Annotated in this window: 16 protein-coding genes; 10 read left to right on the top strand and 6 right to left on the bottom strand. The window is 62.2% G+C overall.

The window, feature by feature from the left end; all coding sequences use genetic code 11:
• Positions 1-10 precede the first annotated feature (10 nt).
• Together BDD21_RS15000 and BDD21_RS28695 are read left to right on the top strand one after the other, a co-directional pair.
• Complete coding sequence (locus tag BDD21_RS15000) at positions 11-799, top strand: ElyC/SanA/YdcF family protein (RefSeq protein ID WP_120797827.1); 789 nt, start codon at positions 11-13, stop codon at positions 797-799.
• 205 nt (positions 800-1,004) lie between these two features.
• Entirely contained in the window at positions 1,005-2,321 is a 1,317-nt protein-coding gene (locus tag BDD21_RS28695) for a LegC family aminotransferase (protein ID WP_245969624.1), read from the top strand.
• A gap of 286 nt (positions 2,322-2,607) precedes the next feature.
• Here BDD21_RS28695 and BDD21_RS27495 read toward each other — a convergent pair whose 3' ends face one another.
• Together BDD21_RS27495 and BDD21_RS15020 are read right to left on the bottom strand one after the other, a co-directional pair.
• Positions 2,608-2,985 carry a DUF5615 family PIN-like protein gene (locus tag BDD21_RS27495; protein ID WP_147431099.1) on the bottom strand — a complete coding sequence of 126 codons (378 nt, stop codon included), beginning with the start codon at positions 2,983-2,985 and terminating at the stop codon, positions 2,608-2,610.
• Positions 2,982-3,593 (bottom strand): DUF433 domain-containing protein, encoded by a 612-nt coding sequence (locus BDD21_RS15020; RefSeq protein ID WP_120797829.1) that lies wholly within the window; start codon positions 3,591-3,593, stop codon positions 2,982-2,984. Before BDD21_RS15020 ends, BDD21_RS27495 begins: the two co-directional genes overlap by 4 nt.
• 266 nt (positions 3,594-3,859) lie before the next feature.
• Here BDD21_RS15020 and BDD21_RS15025 point away from each other — a divergent pair, with 266 nt between their 5' ends.
• The 8 genes from BDD21_RS15025 to BDD21_RS15060 all read left to right on the top strand — a co-directional run bounded on the left by BDD21_RS15025 (position 3,860) and on the right by BDD21_RS15060 (position 11,387).
• A complete protein-coding gene (locus BDD21_RS15025; RefSeq protein WP_120797830.1) occupies positions 3,860-4,336 on the top strand; it encodes an REP-associated tyrosine transposase in 477 nt (158 codons plus the stop codon).
• A gap of 78 nt (positions 4,337-4,414) precedes the next feature.
• On the top strand, positions 4,415-5,602 hold the full coding sequence (locus tag BDD21_RS15030; RefSeq protein ID WP_120797831.1) for a UDP-N-acetylglucosamine 4,6-dehydratase: 1,188 nt from the start codon (positions 4,415-4,417) through the stop codon (positions 5,600-5,602).
• Between the two features lie 55 nt (positions 5,603-5,657).
• Entirely contained in the window at positions 5,658-6,341 is a 684-nt protein-coding gene (locus tag BDD21_RS15035; RefSeq protein WP_245969625.1) for a sugar transferase, read from the top strand.
• Positions 6,342-6,917: 576 nt separating this feature from the next.
• On the top strand, positions 6,918-8,810 hold the full coding sequence (locus BDD21_RS15040) for a nucleoside-diphosphate sugar epimerase/dehydratase (RefSeq protein WP_120797833.1): 1,893 nt from the start codon (positions 6,918-6,920) through the stop codon (positions 8,808-8,810).
• A 358-nt stretch (positions 8,811-9,168) separates the two neighbouring features.
• Positions 9,169-10,173 (top strand): polysaccharide biosynthesis/export family protein, encoded by a 1,005-nt coding sequence (locus BDD21_RS15045; RefSeq protein WP_170164770.1) that lies wholly within the window; start codon positions 9,169-9,171, stop codon positions 10,171-10,173.
• Positions 10,174-10,268: 95 nt separating this feature from the next.
• Positions 10,269-10,532, top strand: a complete 264-nt coding sequence (locus BDD21_RS27500; RefSeq protein WP_147431100.1) for a hypothetical protein — start codon at positions 10,269-10,271, stop codon at positions 10,530-10,532.
• Positions 10,533-10,691: 159 nt separating this feature from the next.
• On the top strand, positions 10,692-10,952 hold the full coding sequence (locus tag BDD21_RS15055; protein WP_245969626.1) for a hypothetical protein: 261 nt from the start codon (positions 10,692-10,694) through the stop codon (positions 10,950-10,952).
• A gap of 162 nt (positions 10,953-11,114) precedes the next feature.
• A complete protein-coding gene (locus tag BDD21_RS15060) occupies positions 11,115-11,387 on the top strand; it encodes a hypothetical protein (RefSeq protein WP_120797836.1) in 273 nt (90 codons plus the stop codon).
• Here BDD21_RS15060 and BDD21_RS28305 read toward each other — a convergent pair.
• The 4 genes from BDD21_RS28305 to BDD21_RS15075 all read right to left on the bottom strand — a co-directional run bounded on the left by BDD21_RS28305 (position 11,370) and on the right by BDD21_RS15075 (position 14,039).
• Positions 11,370-11,648: a hypothetical protein gene (locus tag BDD21_RS28305; RefSeq protein ID WP_211335069.1), complete on the bottom strand. Its 279-nt coding sequence runs from the start codon at positions 11,646-11,648 to the stop codon at positions 11,370-11,372. The genes BDD21_RS15060 and BDD21_RS28305 overlap by 18 nt on opposite strands.
• A 7-nt stretch (positions 11,649-11,655) precedes the next feature.
• Complete coding sequence (locus BDD21_RS28310) at positions 11,656-12,141, bottom strand: RloB family protein (RefSeq protein WP_211335070.1); 486 nt, start codon at positions 12,139-12,141, stop codon at positions 11,656-11,658.
• Positions 12,141-13,409 (bottom strand): AAA family ATPase, encoded by a 1,269-nt coding sequence (locus tag BDD21_RS15070; protein ID WP_120797837.1) that lies wholly within the window; start codon positions 13,407-13,409, stop codon positions 12,141-12,143. Before BDD21_RS15070 ends, BDD21_RS28310 begins: the two co-directional genes overlap by 1 nt.
• A 369-nt stretch (positions 13,410-13,778) precedes the next feature.
• Positions 13,779-14,039 (bottom strand): WGR domain-containing protein, encoded by a 261-nt coding sequence (locus BDD21_RS15075; RefSeq protein ID WP_120799949.1) that lies wholly within the window; start codon positions 14,037-14,039, stop codon positions 13,779-13,781.
• Between the last annotated feature and the right edge of the window lie 78 nt (positions 14,040-14,117).

Below are 14,117 nucleotides of genomic sequence, written 5' to 3' on the forward strand. Positions count from 1 at the left end.
CCTGCCCGACATGGAGAGTCTCCTGGCCCTCGTGAAGCCGCTGGTCTCCGCATTGGCGATGCCGATGACGATCGCCTCTGGTCTGGTCGTCCTCGGCCTGGTCTTTTGGCTTCTGGGGCGTCAACGTGCCGGGGTGCGCCTCATGATCGGGGCTGCGCTCATCGTGGCGCTGGCCGCTTGGTGGCCGGTGTCGGAGGGTCTATTGGGTCCGCTCGAGCGACGTTACCCGGCGCTGGTGGATCCGAGTGCGCCGGGCGATGTCGCGGCGATCGTGGTGCTCGGTGCAGGCTGGTGGCCGCGCGCCGATTGGCCGCTCAGCTCGCAGCTCAACGAGAACTCCGCGATCCGTCTGTTCGAAGGTGTGCGACTCGCACATGCTCTTCCCGAGGCCCGCTTGATCCTCAGCGGGGGAGGGGGCCGAGACGGACGTCCGCCGGTCGCGTCGGGCTATGCGCAGGCAGCGCGGGAGCTCGGCATTGCGGATGCGCGTATCCTGACCTTGGACAGCGCGCTCGACACGGCTCAAGAGGCGTATGCGGTCGACGCTGCCATCGGGCCCGGGCGGCGCATCCTGCTCGTCACCTCGGCGGCCCACATGCCCCGGGCCATGCGGCACTTCGAGCGGGTGGGATTGGCGCCCATCGCGGCGCCGACTCAGCACCTGACCGGCAGATACGAGAAGCGGACCCTGCTGAGCTGGCTACCGAGTTCGGGAAATCTGCGCAAGACCGAGCGCGCCTTGCATGAGTATCTGGGTCTGTTGGCCTTGGAGCTCGACCATCGCGGAGTTCGGCCTTGAGCGTCGGCTTGTTTCCGGAAGCGAAGCCGCCGTGTAGGGGCGACTTAAGTCGCCCATTGCGGCTTTGGACACCCGAGTCGTGGGCGGCCGATGCGACCCATGCATGTCGAGGCAGCGGACCTGTGATCCGTCAGGCCCCCTCGGATTCGAGCGGCGAGCCCTGCTTCTGTCAACCCAGCGACCACGACCACGTGCGGGATCGATGATGGCTAAGTCTTCAAAAACCTTCGATGCCCTGATCGCGGGTGTTCGTGCCATTTATGGCGAGGGCAGCGTCCCTCTGCATCGTCCGGTGTTCGAGGGCAACGAACGCCAGTATCTGGTCGACTGCATCGACTCCAACTTTGTCTCCTCGGTGGGGGCGAAGGTCACCGAGTTCGAGGAGCGGATCGCTGATTTCACCAGGGCTGGCTATGCGGTGGCCACGGTCAACGGTACGGCGGCGCTGCATATGGCGCTCGAGCTCGCGGGTGTCGGTCGCGATGATGAGGTCATCACCCAGGCACTGACCTTTGTGGCGACCTGCAACGCGGCGCGCTGTGCGGGGGCTTGGCCGGTATTTGTGGATGTAGACCGCGACACGCTGGGTCTGAGTCCGACGGCGTTGCGGGCATTTTTCGAGCGGCATGCCGAGCGGCGAGCGGGTGTTGTGTTCAACCGATCCAGCGGTCGACGACTGGCGGCCTGTGTGCCGATGCATACCTTCGGTCATCCGTGCCGGATCGGCGAGATCGTTGCGATTTGCGATGAGTGGGGAATCCCCGTGGTGGAGGATGCGGCCGAGTCGCTCGGGAGTTTTATTGATTTGTTGCCGGAAGAGGTAGGGGCGGCTTCAGCCGCCCCTACACCCGTTGATCGGGGCGGGTTGGCGGCTAAAGCCGCCCCTACCGCCGATTGGAACGGGTTGGCGGCTGAAGCCGCCGCTACAGTTGGTTCGAGGTGGCGGCATACGGGTACGTTAGGGCGGTTGGGGACGTTGAGCTTCAACGGGAACAAGATCATCACGACGGGTGGCGGGGGGATGATCGTCACCGATGACGCCGAGTTGGCGGCGCGGGCGAAACACCTGACGACAACCGCGAAGGTCCCGCACCCCTTCGAGTTCGTTCACGACCAAACCGGCTACAACTATCGGATGCCGAATCTCAACGCGGCCTTGGGCTGTGCGCAGATGGAGCGCTTGCCCGAGATGTTGGCGATCAAGGCCGAGATCGCGCGGCGTTATGCGGCCGTGTGCGCCGAGATCGGTATTTGCTTCTTGGCGGCGCCCGCGGGGACGCGTTCCAATCACTGGCTCAATGCGATCCTGTTGAGTTCGGCGGCGGAGCGGGATGCGTTTTTGGAGTACACCAACGCTCAGGGCGTGATGACCCGGCCCATTTGGCGTTTGATGAGCCGTCTGGCGATGTATGCCGACTGTCAGCATGACGGTCTTGAGAACTCGCTCTGGTTGGAGGAGCGGGTGGTAAACCTGCCATCGAGCGTGCCGGAAGGGTGGATGGGCGATTTCGCGGCGGTGTAGGGGCGACTTAAGTCGCCCCTACACCGCCCCTACACCGCTACCCTGGATTCGCCATAGGTCGGGTTAGCGCAGCGTAACCCGACATCCCGGCTCAATCCGCAGCCTTTACCGGATCGAGCCGCTGCTCGATGACGATTTCTTCAGGCAGGTTGAGGTATCGACCGATCTGGGAACGATCGTTCGGCCTAACGGTGCTGGCCTCTGTCCGGATGTCCTCTACTCGCATGCATCAGGACGGCCGATCGTTGTCGAGCGGGAACGGCTTATAGCGTGACCGAAGGCGCCATCAATACTCAGGAATCGTATGAAGCACCAGATCTCCGCTGCGCTTCACTTCAAGCACCTGGTTCGTCAGATCCCCCTCGCACTGATCTTCAACGAATCGAATCGCCTGCTGCAAACGTTCCCACTGCGTTTTCCGATCCAGACCGGCTTCACGGAACGCGATCACCCCGGGGTGCAACTCAACCCCTTGGGCAAGCTGGATGAAATCACCGACATTCACCGTCACAACAATCTGGCTGTTCGCATAGGCATGGCGCCAGACCTGAATGTCGGGCTTACCCTGAAGGCCCACGTAGACGGCCGCACTGGCTTCCAACCCCTGCTGGTTCGCCCAAGCGGCAAGCTGCGGTGAAAGATTCTCGTCGATCAGCAGCTTCAAGACGCGGTCGCGGTCCGCCTGATCTTCAGCGGCCCCGGCGGTCGGCCGGGCGCCTGGCCCATGCGCGAGCGAAGCTCGGCGTAGCGCAGGGCTTTTTCGCTGAGCTGGGGGTAATCTTCAGCGATCTCGGGAAAGGGTACGCCCGTGCGAAACTGCTCGATGAGATGCACGACCGGCACGCGCGTGCCCTTGAACACCGGCTCACCGGAACAGACGTCGGATCGGCTTTCGATCAGGTCTTCTCCTCGCAGGACCGTTCGCAACGCGCTATGCGTGCTGCGCACGATATTGGTCAGGTCGAGCGTGATCGGCACGTCACCGGCACGCACCAGTTTCCGCCCCGTTCGACGCCAGCCGCCAACCTCACCGGCCCTGATCGTCAGGACCTTATAGAGCGCGCGCCTGTCCTCTGGGCTCAACACCAACCCCTCGCGCTCCAAGGTCCCCTTCAACTTGAAATAGAGCACCTCGCGAAACCGCAGACGGTGACGTTTGAGCCCATCGGTTTGCGCAGGCATATGCAAGACGCGGGAAAACTCCTGGCGCATCAGCTTTGGGTCTTGCGCCGTAGCCGCTGCCGCGACACGGGTGTCAAATCTCAGAGACATCTGAACACCTTAAATAAGATTCACCGGGACGCGTAGTTTAACTCAAGAGGGGGAAACCGGGAACGTCCCACGGTAATCGCGATCGGCTGGGTCGGGGGGAATGTCGGTGATAATTTGGTGTTGGTTCGGTGTCGGGGTGTAGGGGCGACTTAAGTCGCCCCTACACCGCTCCTGCGGCTTGATTTCCGGGCGGCTGAAGTGGCCCCTACGGCTACAAGGCATGACGCCCGGCGCTGGACATCGTACGGATACGGTCGGGGATCGATATGTCTCGGGACGATTTGCTGAAGGGTCGGTTTTCGGAGCCTGGGCGTGCTTATCATGTGACGACGGTGATCGAGGGTCGTCGGCCTGTGTTTGCGGATTTGACCTTGGGTCGGATCTTGGTCGAGGAGATGCGGCTGCTGGACCGGGCGGGTGCGGTGCGGAGTTTGGCTTTCGTGGTGATGCCGGATCATTTGCATTGGCTGTTTGTGCTGGGTGACGGTGCGGATCTGTCGTCGGTGATGCGGCGGTCGAAACGTCGCTCGGCGCGGCGTCTCGGCCAAGTCGGCGGGGTGGTGGCTCCGGTGTGGCAGCGTGGATTTTACGATCATGCGGTGCGTCGGGAGGAGACGCTGCGGGATATCGGGCGGTATATCGTTGCGAATCCCTTGCGGCGTGGGTTGGTGCAGTCGGTCGGCGATTATGCGTTGTGGGATGCGGTATGGGTTGGCGGGGATGTGGGGGATATTTTGGTTTAGGGCCGTGTCGGGGCGGTGTAGGGGCGACTTAAGTCGCCCCTACACCGCCCCGACACGGCATGCTAGAGGAGGGGCAGGATGGACGTGTTGGGGTTGATTGGTCGGGAACGGGTGCTGTTTGACGGCGACATCGCTGCACATGAGGCGGAGCTGTCGGCGCGGGTGGCGGAGGGGCGTTTTTTGGTGATCGGGGGTGCTGGGTCGATCGGGCAGGCGGTGGCTCGGGAGATCTTCAAGCGCAATCCCCGGGTGCTGCATGTCGTGGACATCAGCGAGAACAATATGGTCGAGCTGGTGCGCGATATCCGCAGTACGCTCGGCTACATCGAGGGTGACTTCCGCACCTTTGCGATCGACTGCGGCTCGGTGGAGTTTCGAGCGCTGATGCGCTGGAGCGGCGGTTACGACTATGTGCTGAATCTGTCCGCCTTGAAGCATGTGCGCAGCGAGAAGGATCCCTTTACGTTGATGCGGATGGTGGACGTCAACATCCTCAACACCATCGCGACCATCGCACAGGCTCAAGAGGGCGGGGCGCGGAAATACTTCTGCGTGTCGACCGACAAGGCGGCAAACCCGGTCAATATGATGGGTGCGAGCAAGCGCATCATGGAGCAGTTTCTGATGCGTGCCAGCCTGGATCTGCCGATCTCGACGGCGCGTTTTGCAAACGTGGCCTTTTCCGACGGCTCCTTGCTGCATGGATTCAATCAACGCTTCGCCAAACGCCAGCCCTTCTCCGCACCGAACGATGTGCGGCGCTATTTCGTGACGCCGCAGGAGTCTGGCGAGCTCTGTCTGATGTCTTGTCTGTTGGGGGAGAATCGGGACATCCTCTTTCCGAAGCTGAGCGAGCGGCTGCATCTGATTACCTTCTCGGAAATCGCGGTGCGCTATCTCGCCGCCTTAGGATACGAGGCTTACCCTTGCGCCAGCGAGGAAGAGGCACGGGAGGGCGTCGAGGAGCGCATTGCGCGCAAGCAATGGCCTTGTTACTTCTTCGCCAGCGATACGACGGGCGAAAAGGATTTCGAGGAGTTTTTTACTTCCGGCGAAACCTTGGATATGACGCGCTTCGAGAGCATCGGGGTGATCAAGAACACTGCAGTCTTCGATTCATCCGCTTTGGATGCGTTTCTGGAGCGGATCACGGCGCTCAAGGCCCGCGGATGGTGGGAGCGGGATGAGTTGGTGGATCTCTTTCATGCGATGCTCCCCGATTTCGGTCACAAGGAAACGGGGAAATATCTGGACGAGAAGATGTGATAACCGTTTTTTTCCGGTGTCTCGACACGCGAGGCCGATTATCGAGGTATTTCTCTTGAACGAACGATTCGACTCGACGCGCATCGTCGATTTTATTCTGTCGACGGTCTTTATATCGTGGGTGCTGCCGCTTTGGATCATTGTGATCCCGGTTCTGCGTTTCACCGGCGAGGGCGAGATCTTTTACCGCCAGCCGCGGGTCGGAAAAGACGGTAAGCTGTTCGATCTGCTCAAGTTCGCGACCATGCTGAAAGACAGTCCGAAGCTCGGGACGGGTGACTTGACGATCCATAACGACCCGCGCGTCCTGCCGGTCGGGCGGTGGTTGCGTAAGAGCAAGATCAACGAGCTCCCGCAGCTGATCAACGTCTGGCTGGGACACATGAGCATCGCCGGTCCGCGGCCTCAGACACCGCGTTGCTTTTCGGCCTTTCCGCCGGAGATGCAGTCCGAGATCGTGAAGGTGCGGCCCGGGTTGTCCGGTCTCGGGGCCATCCTGTTTCGCGGAGAGGAGAAGATGATGAAGGATGCGGCGGACCCGGTCGCCTTCTACGATCACGTCATCATGCCTTACAAGGGACAGGTGGAGAACTGGTATATCCGGAATCGGTCCCTGAAGAACTACTTTTTAGTCATTATCGTGACCATCTGGGTGATTCTGTTTCCCAAGAGCAAGATTGCTTGGCGATGGTTTGAGGATCTGCCGACACCCCCGCCCGAACTCGCCCCTTACTTCTGAACGCGCCGGTCTTGCTTTTCAAGCCGGCCGAAGCGGCGCAAGGCGGTAGCGCCGAGAGCCGCTCGGGTGCCCGTCCGGAAATGATCGACCGAGGGTAGGGGCGGGTAGGGGCGACTTAAGTCGCCCCTACCCGCCCCTACCCCTAGGTGTGATGTCGCGAGCGAGCCGGTAAGGGTTGCCGGTCTCATGCGCAAGGCCGATCGCGCACCACCCAAGCCACACCTTCGGGCCTCTGCCCATCCTTCCCGATACCCCCGCCGTATCTCCCCGGGCTTGGGAATCCGCTTGAACGTCCGCTCTGCGCCGTCTCCCGCCTTCCGGGCGTTGACCCGGTTCCCTTACTCCGCCATCATCCCCGCGTCATCTTCCCCTTGCCGCTGTCACCGGCCCTCTGGCTGCTTTGGCGGCTCCGAGCGTCCCCGTGCTTTCGATCGCCCGATCCCGGTCCCTGAATCAATCCGCATCGTCGATACCCGATGGATCTCGTGCGCCCGCGGTGATCGCTTGGTCGGGATCCATCCGAGTCTTCACCAACGGAGTATCCTGCATGAACGTACACGATGAGATGGGTCGCCGATGAGCCTTTGGTTTCAGCGCGCCCGTTCGCGTCTGCTGGTGTTCGTGCATGACATCGTGACAATCCCGGTGGCCTGGGGTTTGGCCTATTGGATGCGGTTCAACCTCGCCTACGTGCCGCCGGAGTTCATCGAAGAGGCGGTCGAGATGCTGCCCTTGGTTGTGCTCGTGGTCGGGCCGGTCTATTGGGCTTTCGGACTCTACCGTGGCGTTTGGCGCTTTGCCTCGATCGACGATCTGGTCCGCATCGCCTTCGCGGTGCTGACCGGGACGACCTTGCTGCTTTTCGTGCTCTTCATCTTCAACCGGATGGCCTTTATTCCGCGGTCTTTGCCGGTGCTGTTCGTCATTTTTCAGTTGATGCTGTTGGCAGGACCGCGCCTCTTCTATCGCTGGATCAAGGACCGGCGGCTGGACTTCAGCGGCGGGCGGCGTGTGCTGATCGTAGGCGCCGAGCGCACGGGGGAGATGCTGGTGCGGGATCTTCTGCGAGATCGGCATTCCGGGTACGTGCCGATCGCCTTTGTCGACGACAAACCGCGGCGTCACGGCGGTGTTGTCCATGGCGTGCCGATCCGGGGCACCACCGATCAGATCCCGCAGTTGGTCGAGACGTTCGGTATCGACGTGGTCTTGTTGGCCACGCCGACGGCGTCGGCGAAGGAGATGCAGCGTCTCGTCGGCTTGTGCGAGACCGCGGGCCGCCCGTTTCGGACCGTGCCCCAGGTCAAAGACGTCATGGCGGGTCTGGTCTCGGTGAACCAGCTTCGGCCGGTCTTGATCGAGGATTTGTTGGGACGCGATCAAGTCAACCTGGACTGGGACGGCATGCGCAACGGCTTAGCCGATCGGGTCGTGCTGGTCAGCGGGGCCGGCGGCTCGATCGGCTCGGAGCTTTGCCGGCAGCTTCGTGCCTGTCGACCGCGCGAGTTGATCCTGGTCGATCACGGCGAGTTCAATCTCTATCGGATCGAGACCGAGTTGCTGGACGAGCCCGATCCGCCGGTGCTCAGCCGATATCTGTTGGATGTCACCAACCGGGGCGGGATCGATGCGCTGTTTGAGCGGGTGCGTCCGGATGTCGTCTTCCACGCGGCGGCCTACAAGCATGTCCCGCTGCTCGAGGATCAGATTCAGGCGGCCTTGCACAACAATGTTGTCGGCACCCGGGTGATGGCCGAAGCGGCCGACCGTTGGGGTTGCGAGCGTTTCGTCTTGATCTCGACCGATAAGGCGGTGAATCCGTCGAATGTCATGGGTGCCAGCAAACGATTGGCGGAGCTGATCTGTTTGGAGACGGATCACCGCTCGGCCTGCCGCTTCATGACCGTGCGTTTCGGCAACGTGCTGGGCTCCGCGGGCAGCGTGGTGCCGCGCTTTCGCCAGCAGATCGAACGGGGCGGCCCCCTGACCGTGACGCATCCGGAGATCGAGCGCTTCTTCATGACGATCCCGGAGGCATGCCAGCTCATCATGCAGGCGGCGGTTATCGGACACGGCGGGGAGACCTTCGTACTCGATATGGGCGAGCCGGTAAAGATTCGCTACCTGGCGGAGCAGATGATCCGTCTGTCGGGCCTTGAGCCGGGGCGGGATATCGCGATCAAGTACACAGGCTTGCGTCCGGGCGAGAAGCTGTTCGAGGAGTTGTTTTATGCGTCGGAGGGCTTTACGGACACACCGAATCCGCGCATCAAGATCGCGCGCCGCGCCGAAGGTCCGGAGGTTGCCGTCTTGGACTTAGCGCTTGCCGATTTGGATGCGGCTCTCTTCGAGCGAAGCGATGCCGCTGCGGGTAGGGTGCTGGCGCGTCTGGTGCCGGGGTGGTCGGGCGACCCCGGGGCTGTCCGGTCGGCAGACCCCAAAGCGGCTGCCGTAGGAATGCCGGGTTGACGAGCTTGCGGAGATTTGCGCTCGGGCGATCTCCCACTGAGCGAGCGAGCACGAAGGCCGGTCTTTTGGGGCAGTGGTAAGTTCGTTGGGCTGCCGCATGTCGGGGCACCTTCAGTTGCCCCGACATGCGGTCGTGCCCAGTGGGGACACTTCGGCCAGGAGATCGCCCAACATGCCCGAACCGCTTTCGTCAGATGCGGGGTCGTCCTCTTGATCGCAGCATTCGGAAGACTAGATTTCGGTGGAACCTCATTTTCGGGCGGGGTGGCACCACGATGGGCCGGTCGGGTGGATGCTTTCATGTCGGGGAGGGAGTTTGATGATGAAACATTGGACTCGCTTATGGTGGATCGCTGCGATGTCCGTCGGGATTGGATCGGTCGTCGGATGCGCCGGATCGCCGTCGAGCGGCGCGGGAAAGAACGCGCCGTCTTACGCCGAGGAGGCGCAGGCACGGGCGGCGCAAGTGCGCCTGACCGAGTTGAACCAGGCGCTGGCAATGGCGTCGAACGGGCCCGGCGGGGATCTCTCGGCCCATGATTATCGGCTGGGACCGGGCGACGTGATCAAGATCGAGGCGCCGCAGGTGCCGGAGATCCAGGGTCTGCGCGTGCGGATCACGGGTCCGGGGACGGTGAATCTGCCCCTGGTGGGGGAGTTGAGATTGAGCGGCTTGACGGTCGGCGGGGCGGAGCAGCTCCTGTCGGAACGCTTGAGCCGTTACGTGCATCAGCCGCAGGTCGCGCTCTTCGTCCAGGAGTATGCCTCGCAGGAGGTGACGGTGACAGGCGCGGTGGCGCGCCCGGGTGTCTTTCCGATCACCCGTCCGAGGACCCTGATCGAGGTGTTGTCGATGGCGGGTGGGTTGGCCGGGAACGCGGGTTCGACGGTCGGGGTGCGTACCGTGGGGCCGGATCCGCAGACCGGGGAGATGGCCGCGCAGAATTTGATTCTGGACCTGCGGGATCTGGTGGCGAATCCGAATGCGAATGCTCTTGTCTTGCGCGGCGGGGACAGTCTCTATGTGCCCGAGGCGGGGACCATCTTCGTGGACGGTGCGGTGGCCAATCCGGGCTCCTTCGCGTTGCGTTCGGACATGACGGTGCTCAAGGCGATTGCCGAGGCCGGGGGGACCAACTGGGAGGCGATCGACTCGAACGTCCGGGTGATTCGGCACGACGGCAGCGGGGCGCCGCGGGAGCTAGCGGTGGACCTTGCGGCGGTGCGCGATCGCGGGGTCGCAGACTTGCCGTTGGAGGACGGGGATGTGGTGATCGTCGACAGCAATACGGTGAAGAAAGGCGCGGTCACAATGTGGAATCAGACCCTGCGGGTGTTGTCACTGCGGGTCTTGTACCGATGATCCGGGCGCGGGTCGGATCCGCCTAAAGCGGGGTTGGATGCCGCTGCACCCGACGCTTCATTTGCGTCGTGCGCTGTACGAGCGGCAGGGGGTGTTTGATCGGCGATATCATGAGAGGCGAGAGGCGCGACGACATGCGGCATGCGATTCTGGACTGTGCGGTTGGTGATTTCGAGGCTCAATTCGACCTGCAGGCTTTACGTGGTGAGATCTCATTCGCCCTGCCCGGCGAGGCATGCGTGACAGTCTATGTCCCGGGTCGCCCAACTGCGGCGATGATTACGCTGGCCCAGACCCTGGAGCAGGACTACGACGCCTTGGGCAGGACCGTCAGGGTCCAGGTGAAGTCTGACGATTGAGGGTTTGCGTAACGGAGCACGCGCTGCGGCGCGTCATTCGAGCGTATCCCGCCGACAGCGGGTGTGCAGAGCGTCTCGGCCGCCTAAGATGGCTAAAGCCGTCTGCGCGGACGCCCGTTTCATCGTCGCACCTGGGGGATGACGTCGGTGCGGCTGGCGGTGACCGACAGGCTGGAGGGCGAGTGCGTTGTGGCGATCGCCCGCTTCCATCTGAATCCGCAGATCCAGGCCGACGGGGAGGGGATGCAGGGCACCTTGTCTCTGCCGGATGGGCAGAGTGTGCGCTGGTCCATCGCCAAGGGAGCGGCCAGGCTCGTACCCAATACATGGCATCCGGAGTTTGGCGTCTCGTTGCCGGCGCAGTGTCTGGAGGTCGGGATCTCGGATGGCGAGTGCACAATGGTCTTCGATCGGGGGTGAAATGTTTACGTGTCGCACCGCGCATTGTGTAAAAGGCATCCAATGTGAGTTGCTTGGTATCCTTCACCGCGTCGTCGGCATGAGGCGAAGGCATCACAACTGAGGTCGCAGCGGTTCGGCAGCGTAAAATCCCCGCGATTCCGAGAGCGGAAGGAGAGTTCTATGGTCCTGGGTTTCGGCAAGTTTGCTCATCAGCGACGGCTCGCCAAGGGGCTTCGCAAGCGCCCGCTGGATCGGGCGACTGTCGAGGAGCTGGAGACGGTGATCGACACGCAGCACAAGGAGCTTCCTTGGGGTCTGCTTTGGAAAACAATGGAGCTGTCGGAGAAGGCGAAATCCGACGTCCGCGAAGACGATCCCTTGCATCCGGCGCTCGCCAGGATCTTCAGAAGCTCGATCTGGGAGATTCAGAATCGATCAAGAGGGTCGTTTTAGGCGCGAGATTCCGACGCCTTCAGCGCTCGTCGCATGTTTGGTCGTTGTCGAGGAGGATGGGCTGCTCACCCCGCGTAGGCTGGTCAGCAGCGTTACCAGATCGACAATGGCAGTGTTGGGTTCGGGGTCGGTCTTGGCATTGAATCGGGTCGCCAGCGCGTTCGCCCGCTGTGTGGCAATGTCGAGCCGGTCGCACGTGATGGCAAAGGCGCTGCCGGCGCCTTTTTCGTAGACCGGAATCTGCTGCTTCAGGCGGCCCATCGCCTCGTCACGGTGGATCGGCGCCTGAATGTCCTCCCTGAATGTCCTTGTAGTGCAGCAACAGCCACAGCTCGAAGTTGGGGATCGAGGCAATTGCCCTGAAGACTACCGGTTGCCTGTTGTCGTTGCGCAGCTTGTCATCCAAGGACGCCGCCTGATTCAAGGCGTCGAAATAGCTGGCATGCCCGTCGCGGTCGAAGACTGCGTAGACCTGCTCGAACGCACGGCGCTGAATATTCCTGTGGCGATCCCCGTTCTCGAACAGCTCCCGTGCGTATTGCACGACCTGGATCGGCGCAGTGCCGAGCTCGCTGGGCCGCACCTCGACATTGGCCGTGTGCAGGCGATGGGCAGTACGGATCTCGCGGAAGTCGTTGGGCTCGGTCTTGCTTCCCTCCGAGACGATCAGGATGCGGTCGTAGCCGGCGCAGCGCGCCTGCTTGCGTTCGAGCTGTCGGCGCTGGCGCTCTTTGGGGGAGCGGTCGCGCGCCATCAGTGCTTGAGCCCGAGGGTAGGGCTCAAGAAGGGAACGCCGCCGTAGCGTCCCTGCAGATAGCCGCGCTCCCGCGCTTCGTTCTTGCGCGGGCTGAATTCGGAGAGCGCCACCAGTGCGGATGCCTGATCCTGGTCTTTCTCCACGAACCAGACCTGATCGCGCCGGAACAGGTCGGGTGCATCCAGCAGCGCCGTGTCATGGGTGGTGAAGATCAGCTGTGCGTCGCCGGTGTTGACCTCGGGCCGATGAAACAGGCGAACCAGCTCGCGCAGCAGGAGGGTATGCAGACTGGTGTCGAGCTCGTCGATGACCAGGGTCAAGCCCTTCTTGAGGATGTTTAGCGCGGGCCCGATCAGGAACAGCAGGTTGCGGGTACCGTTGGACTCGTCCATCAGCTCGAACACAGCTCGGCCTTGCTCGGTCACATGCGAGAAGCGCAACTGGTGCTCGTCCACCTCCTCGCTGCGGACCTCGGTCTTGCCGGCGACCAGATCGAAATGAACGGCATGCCCCGGCACCTTGCGGGTGACAACCTCGATGTCGGAAATGCTGATGTCGGCCGCGGCGAGGACGTCGCAGATCTGTTTGCGGCCTTCGTCCTGCTCAAGCATGTGAATCGACGTCTGCGGATTCACCCGCGCCTGTTCGTTGATGATCACCAGATGATCGGCGAACCAATCGAACACCGGTCTCAGGGACTCGCTGTTGAGCTGCACGGCCATCGACAGGAACAAGGCGTTGGGTCGGGTGGCACCTTCCCAAAGGTTCTTGGTCCCCTTCAGGCCAGGGCCGAAGTCGTACACGTCTTTTCCGCTTTCAGAGTCGAAACGGCGCTCGAACCAGCGCTGTGGCTTGAACGCTTTGTAGACCAGAAGATGCTCGCTGACGATGCGTTGCGGCGTCATGGAAAAGCCGTACTGGTAGCGCACTCCGTCCAGGATGAACGTGACTTCGAACTCCGTCGGCAGACCGGCTGATCGGGCATCGAGCCGGAAGGGCTGCACCGCGAATACCTGGCCGGGCTGAATACTGGTCGCCGATTCGAGCACGACGCCCCGCATGTACTGCAGTGCTTTGATAATGTTTGATTTACCGCCGGCATTGGCGCCGTACAGCACGGCGCTGCGCAGCAAGTACGGCGCAGCCTTGAGGCCGGTGCTCGAGGTGTGGGTATCGTGCATGGTCTTGTCTTTGGATGCGACAAGACTGAGGACCTGCTCGTCACGCAGGCTGCAGAAGTTCTTGACGCGGAACTCGACAAGCATGGATTTTGCTCGTTGCTTCTAATATATATTTATATTTTGCGCTTGGTGCGCAAAATATCAATTTATTTTTGGCTAGCTTCACGCCTTTGGCCTGTCGATGCAGTTTTGGTGGCGGCACTTGGGAATACTTCCTCGGTGTCCGACGCCTCGGTGGCTCGGTCACCAGACTTATCGGTGCCGGGCTCGGCACTCCCGATGGATCGGCGTCAAGCGTCGATTCGCGCCTTAAGATGAAGACGGCGAAGGTGCAAGTTGGCGGGTATAACGCGATTCGCAGCGCGCGGAGTCAGAATCCGGCGGTTGGCGGCAGCCCATGATCGGAGAGGTCTGCCACTTGACGATCGGGGGCATCTGCAGCGGGTGCGTTCATCACGCCGAGGGGTCAGGCGGAAGATGCACCGGTACATATCCCCGCTGCCGCCGTCGCTTCGCGATCCCGTCCAGCGCCGCGACGCCGGCATCGAGCGATGGCAGCGAGGTGACCCGCATCCCGCCGCGGCGCGAGTGCAGTGCACCCCAGCAGGCGATGAGGCTCCAGTCTCCGAACAGGTCCTGTTCCAGGACGACCCGGTAATAGCGAGCCTTTTCGGCATTGATCCAGCGCTGCCCCTGTTGCGAGACCTCAGGCATCCGAAGATGTGCCACCATTGATCATGACGTGCACCGAGGATATCACCCACGGTCATAACCGCGCACACGGCACCGCTT

The sequence above is a fragment of the Thiocapsa rosea genome (assembly GCF_003634315.1).
Classification (GTDB): domain Bacteria; phylum Pseudomonadota; class Gammaproteobacteria; order Chromatiales; family Chromatiaceae; genus Thiocapsa; species Thiocapsa rosea.

Bases quoted from the DNA above. Each gene is read 5' to 3' on its own strand.
- BDD21_RS15040 (WP_120797833.1), top strand. From the start codon at position 6,918: ATGAGCCTTTGGTTTCAGCGCGCCCGTTCGCGTCTGCTGGTGTTCGTG.
- BDD21_RS15075 (WP_120799949.1), bottom strand. From the start codon at position 14,039: ATGCCTGAGGTCTCGCAACAGGGGCAGCGCTGGATCAATGCCGAAAAG.
- BDD21_RS15025 (WP_120797830.1), top strand. From the start codon at position 3,860: ATGTCTCGGGACGATTTGCTGAAGGGTCGGTTTTCGGAGCCTGGGCGT.
- BDD21_RS28310 (WP_211335070.1), bottom strand. From the start codon at position 12,141: ATGGCGCGCGACCGCTCCCCCAAAGAGCGCCAGCGCCGACAGCTCGAA.
- BDD21_RS15020 (WP_120797829.1), bottom strand. From the start codon at position 3,593: ATGTCTCTGAGATTTGACACCCGTGTCGCGGCAGCGGCTACGGCGCAA.
- BDD21_RS15030 (WP_120797831.1), top strand. From the start codon at position 4,415: ATGGACGTGTTGGGGTTGATTGGTCGGGAACGGGTGCTGTTTGACGGC.
- BDD21_RS15060 (WP_120797836.1), top strand. From the start codon at position 11,115: ATGGTCCTGGGTTTCGGCAAGTTTGCTCATCAGCGACGGCTCGCCAAG.
- BDD21_RS15070 (WP_120797837.1), bottom strand. From the start codon at position 13,409: ATGCTTGTCGAGTTCCGCGTCAAGAACTTCTGCAGCCTGCGTGACGAG.
- BDD21_RS28305 (WP_211335069.1), bottom strand. From the start codon at position 11,648: ATGGGCCGCCTGAAGCAGCAGATTCCGGTCTACGAAAAAGGCGCCGGC.
- BDD21_RS28695 (WP_245969624.1), top strand. From the start codon at position 1,005: ATGGCTAAGTCTTCAAAAACCTTCGATGCCCTGATCGCGGGTGTTCGT.
- BDD21_RS15045 (WP_170164770.1), top strand. From the start codon at position 9,169: ATGTCCGTCGGGATTGGATCGGTCGTCGGATGCGCCGGATCGCCGTCG.
- BDD21_RS15000 (WP_120797827.1), top strand. From the start codon at position 11: ATGGAGAGTCTCCTGGCCCTCGTGAAGCCGCTGGTCTCCGCATTGGCG.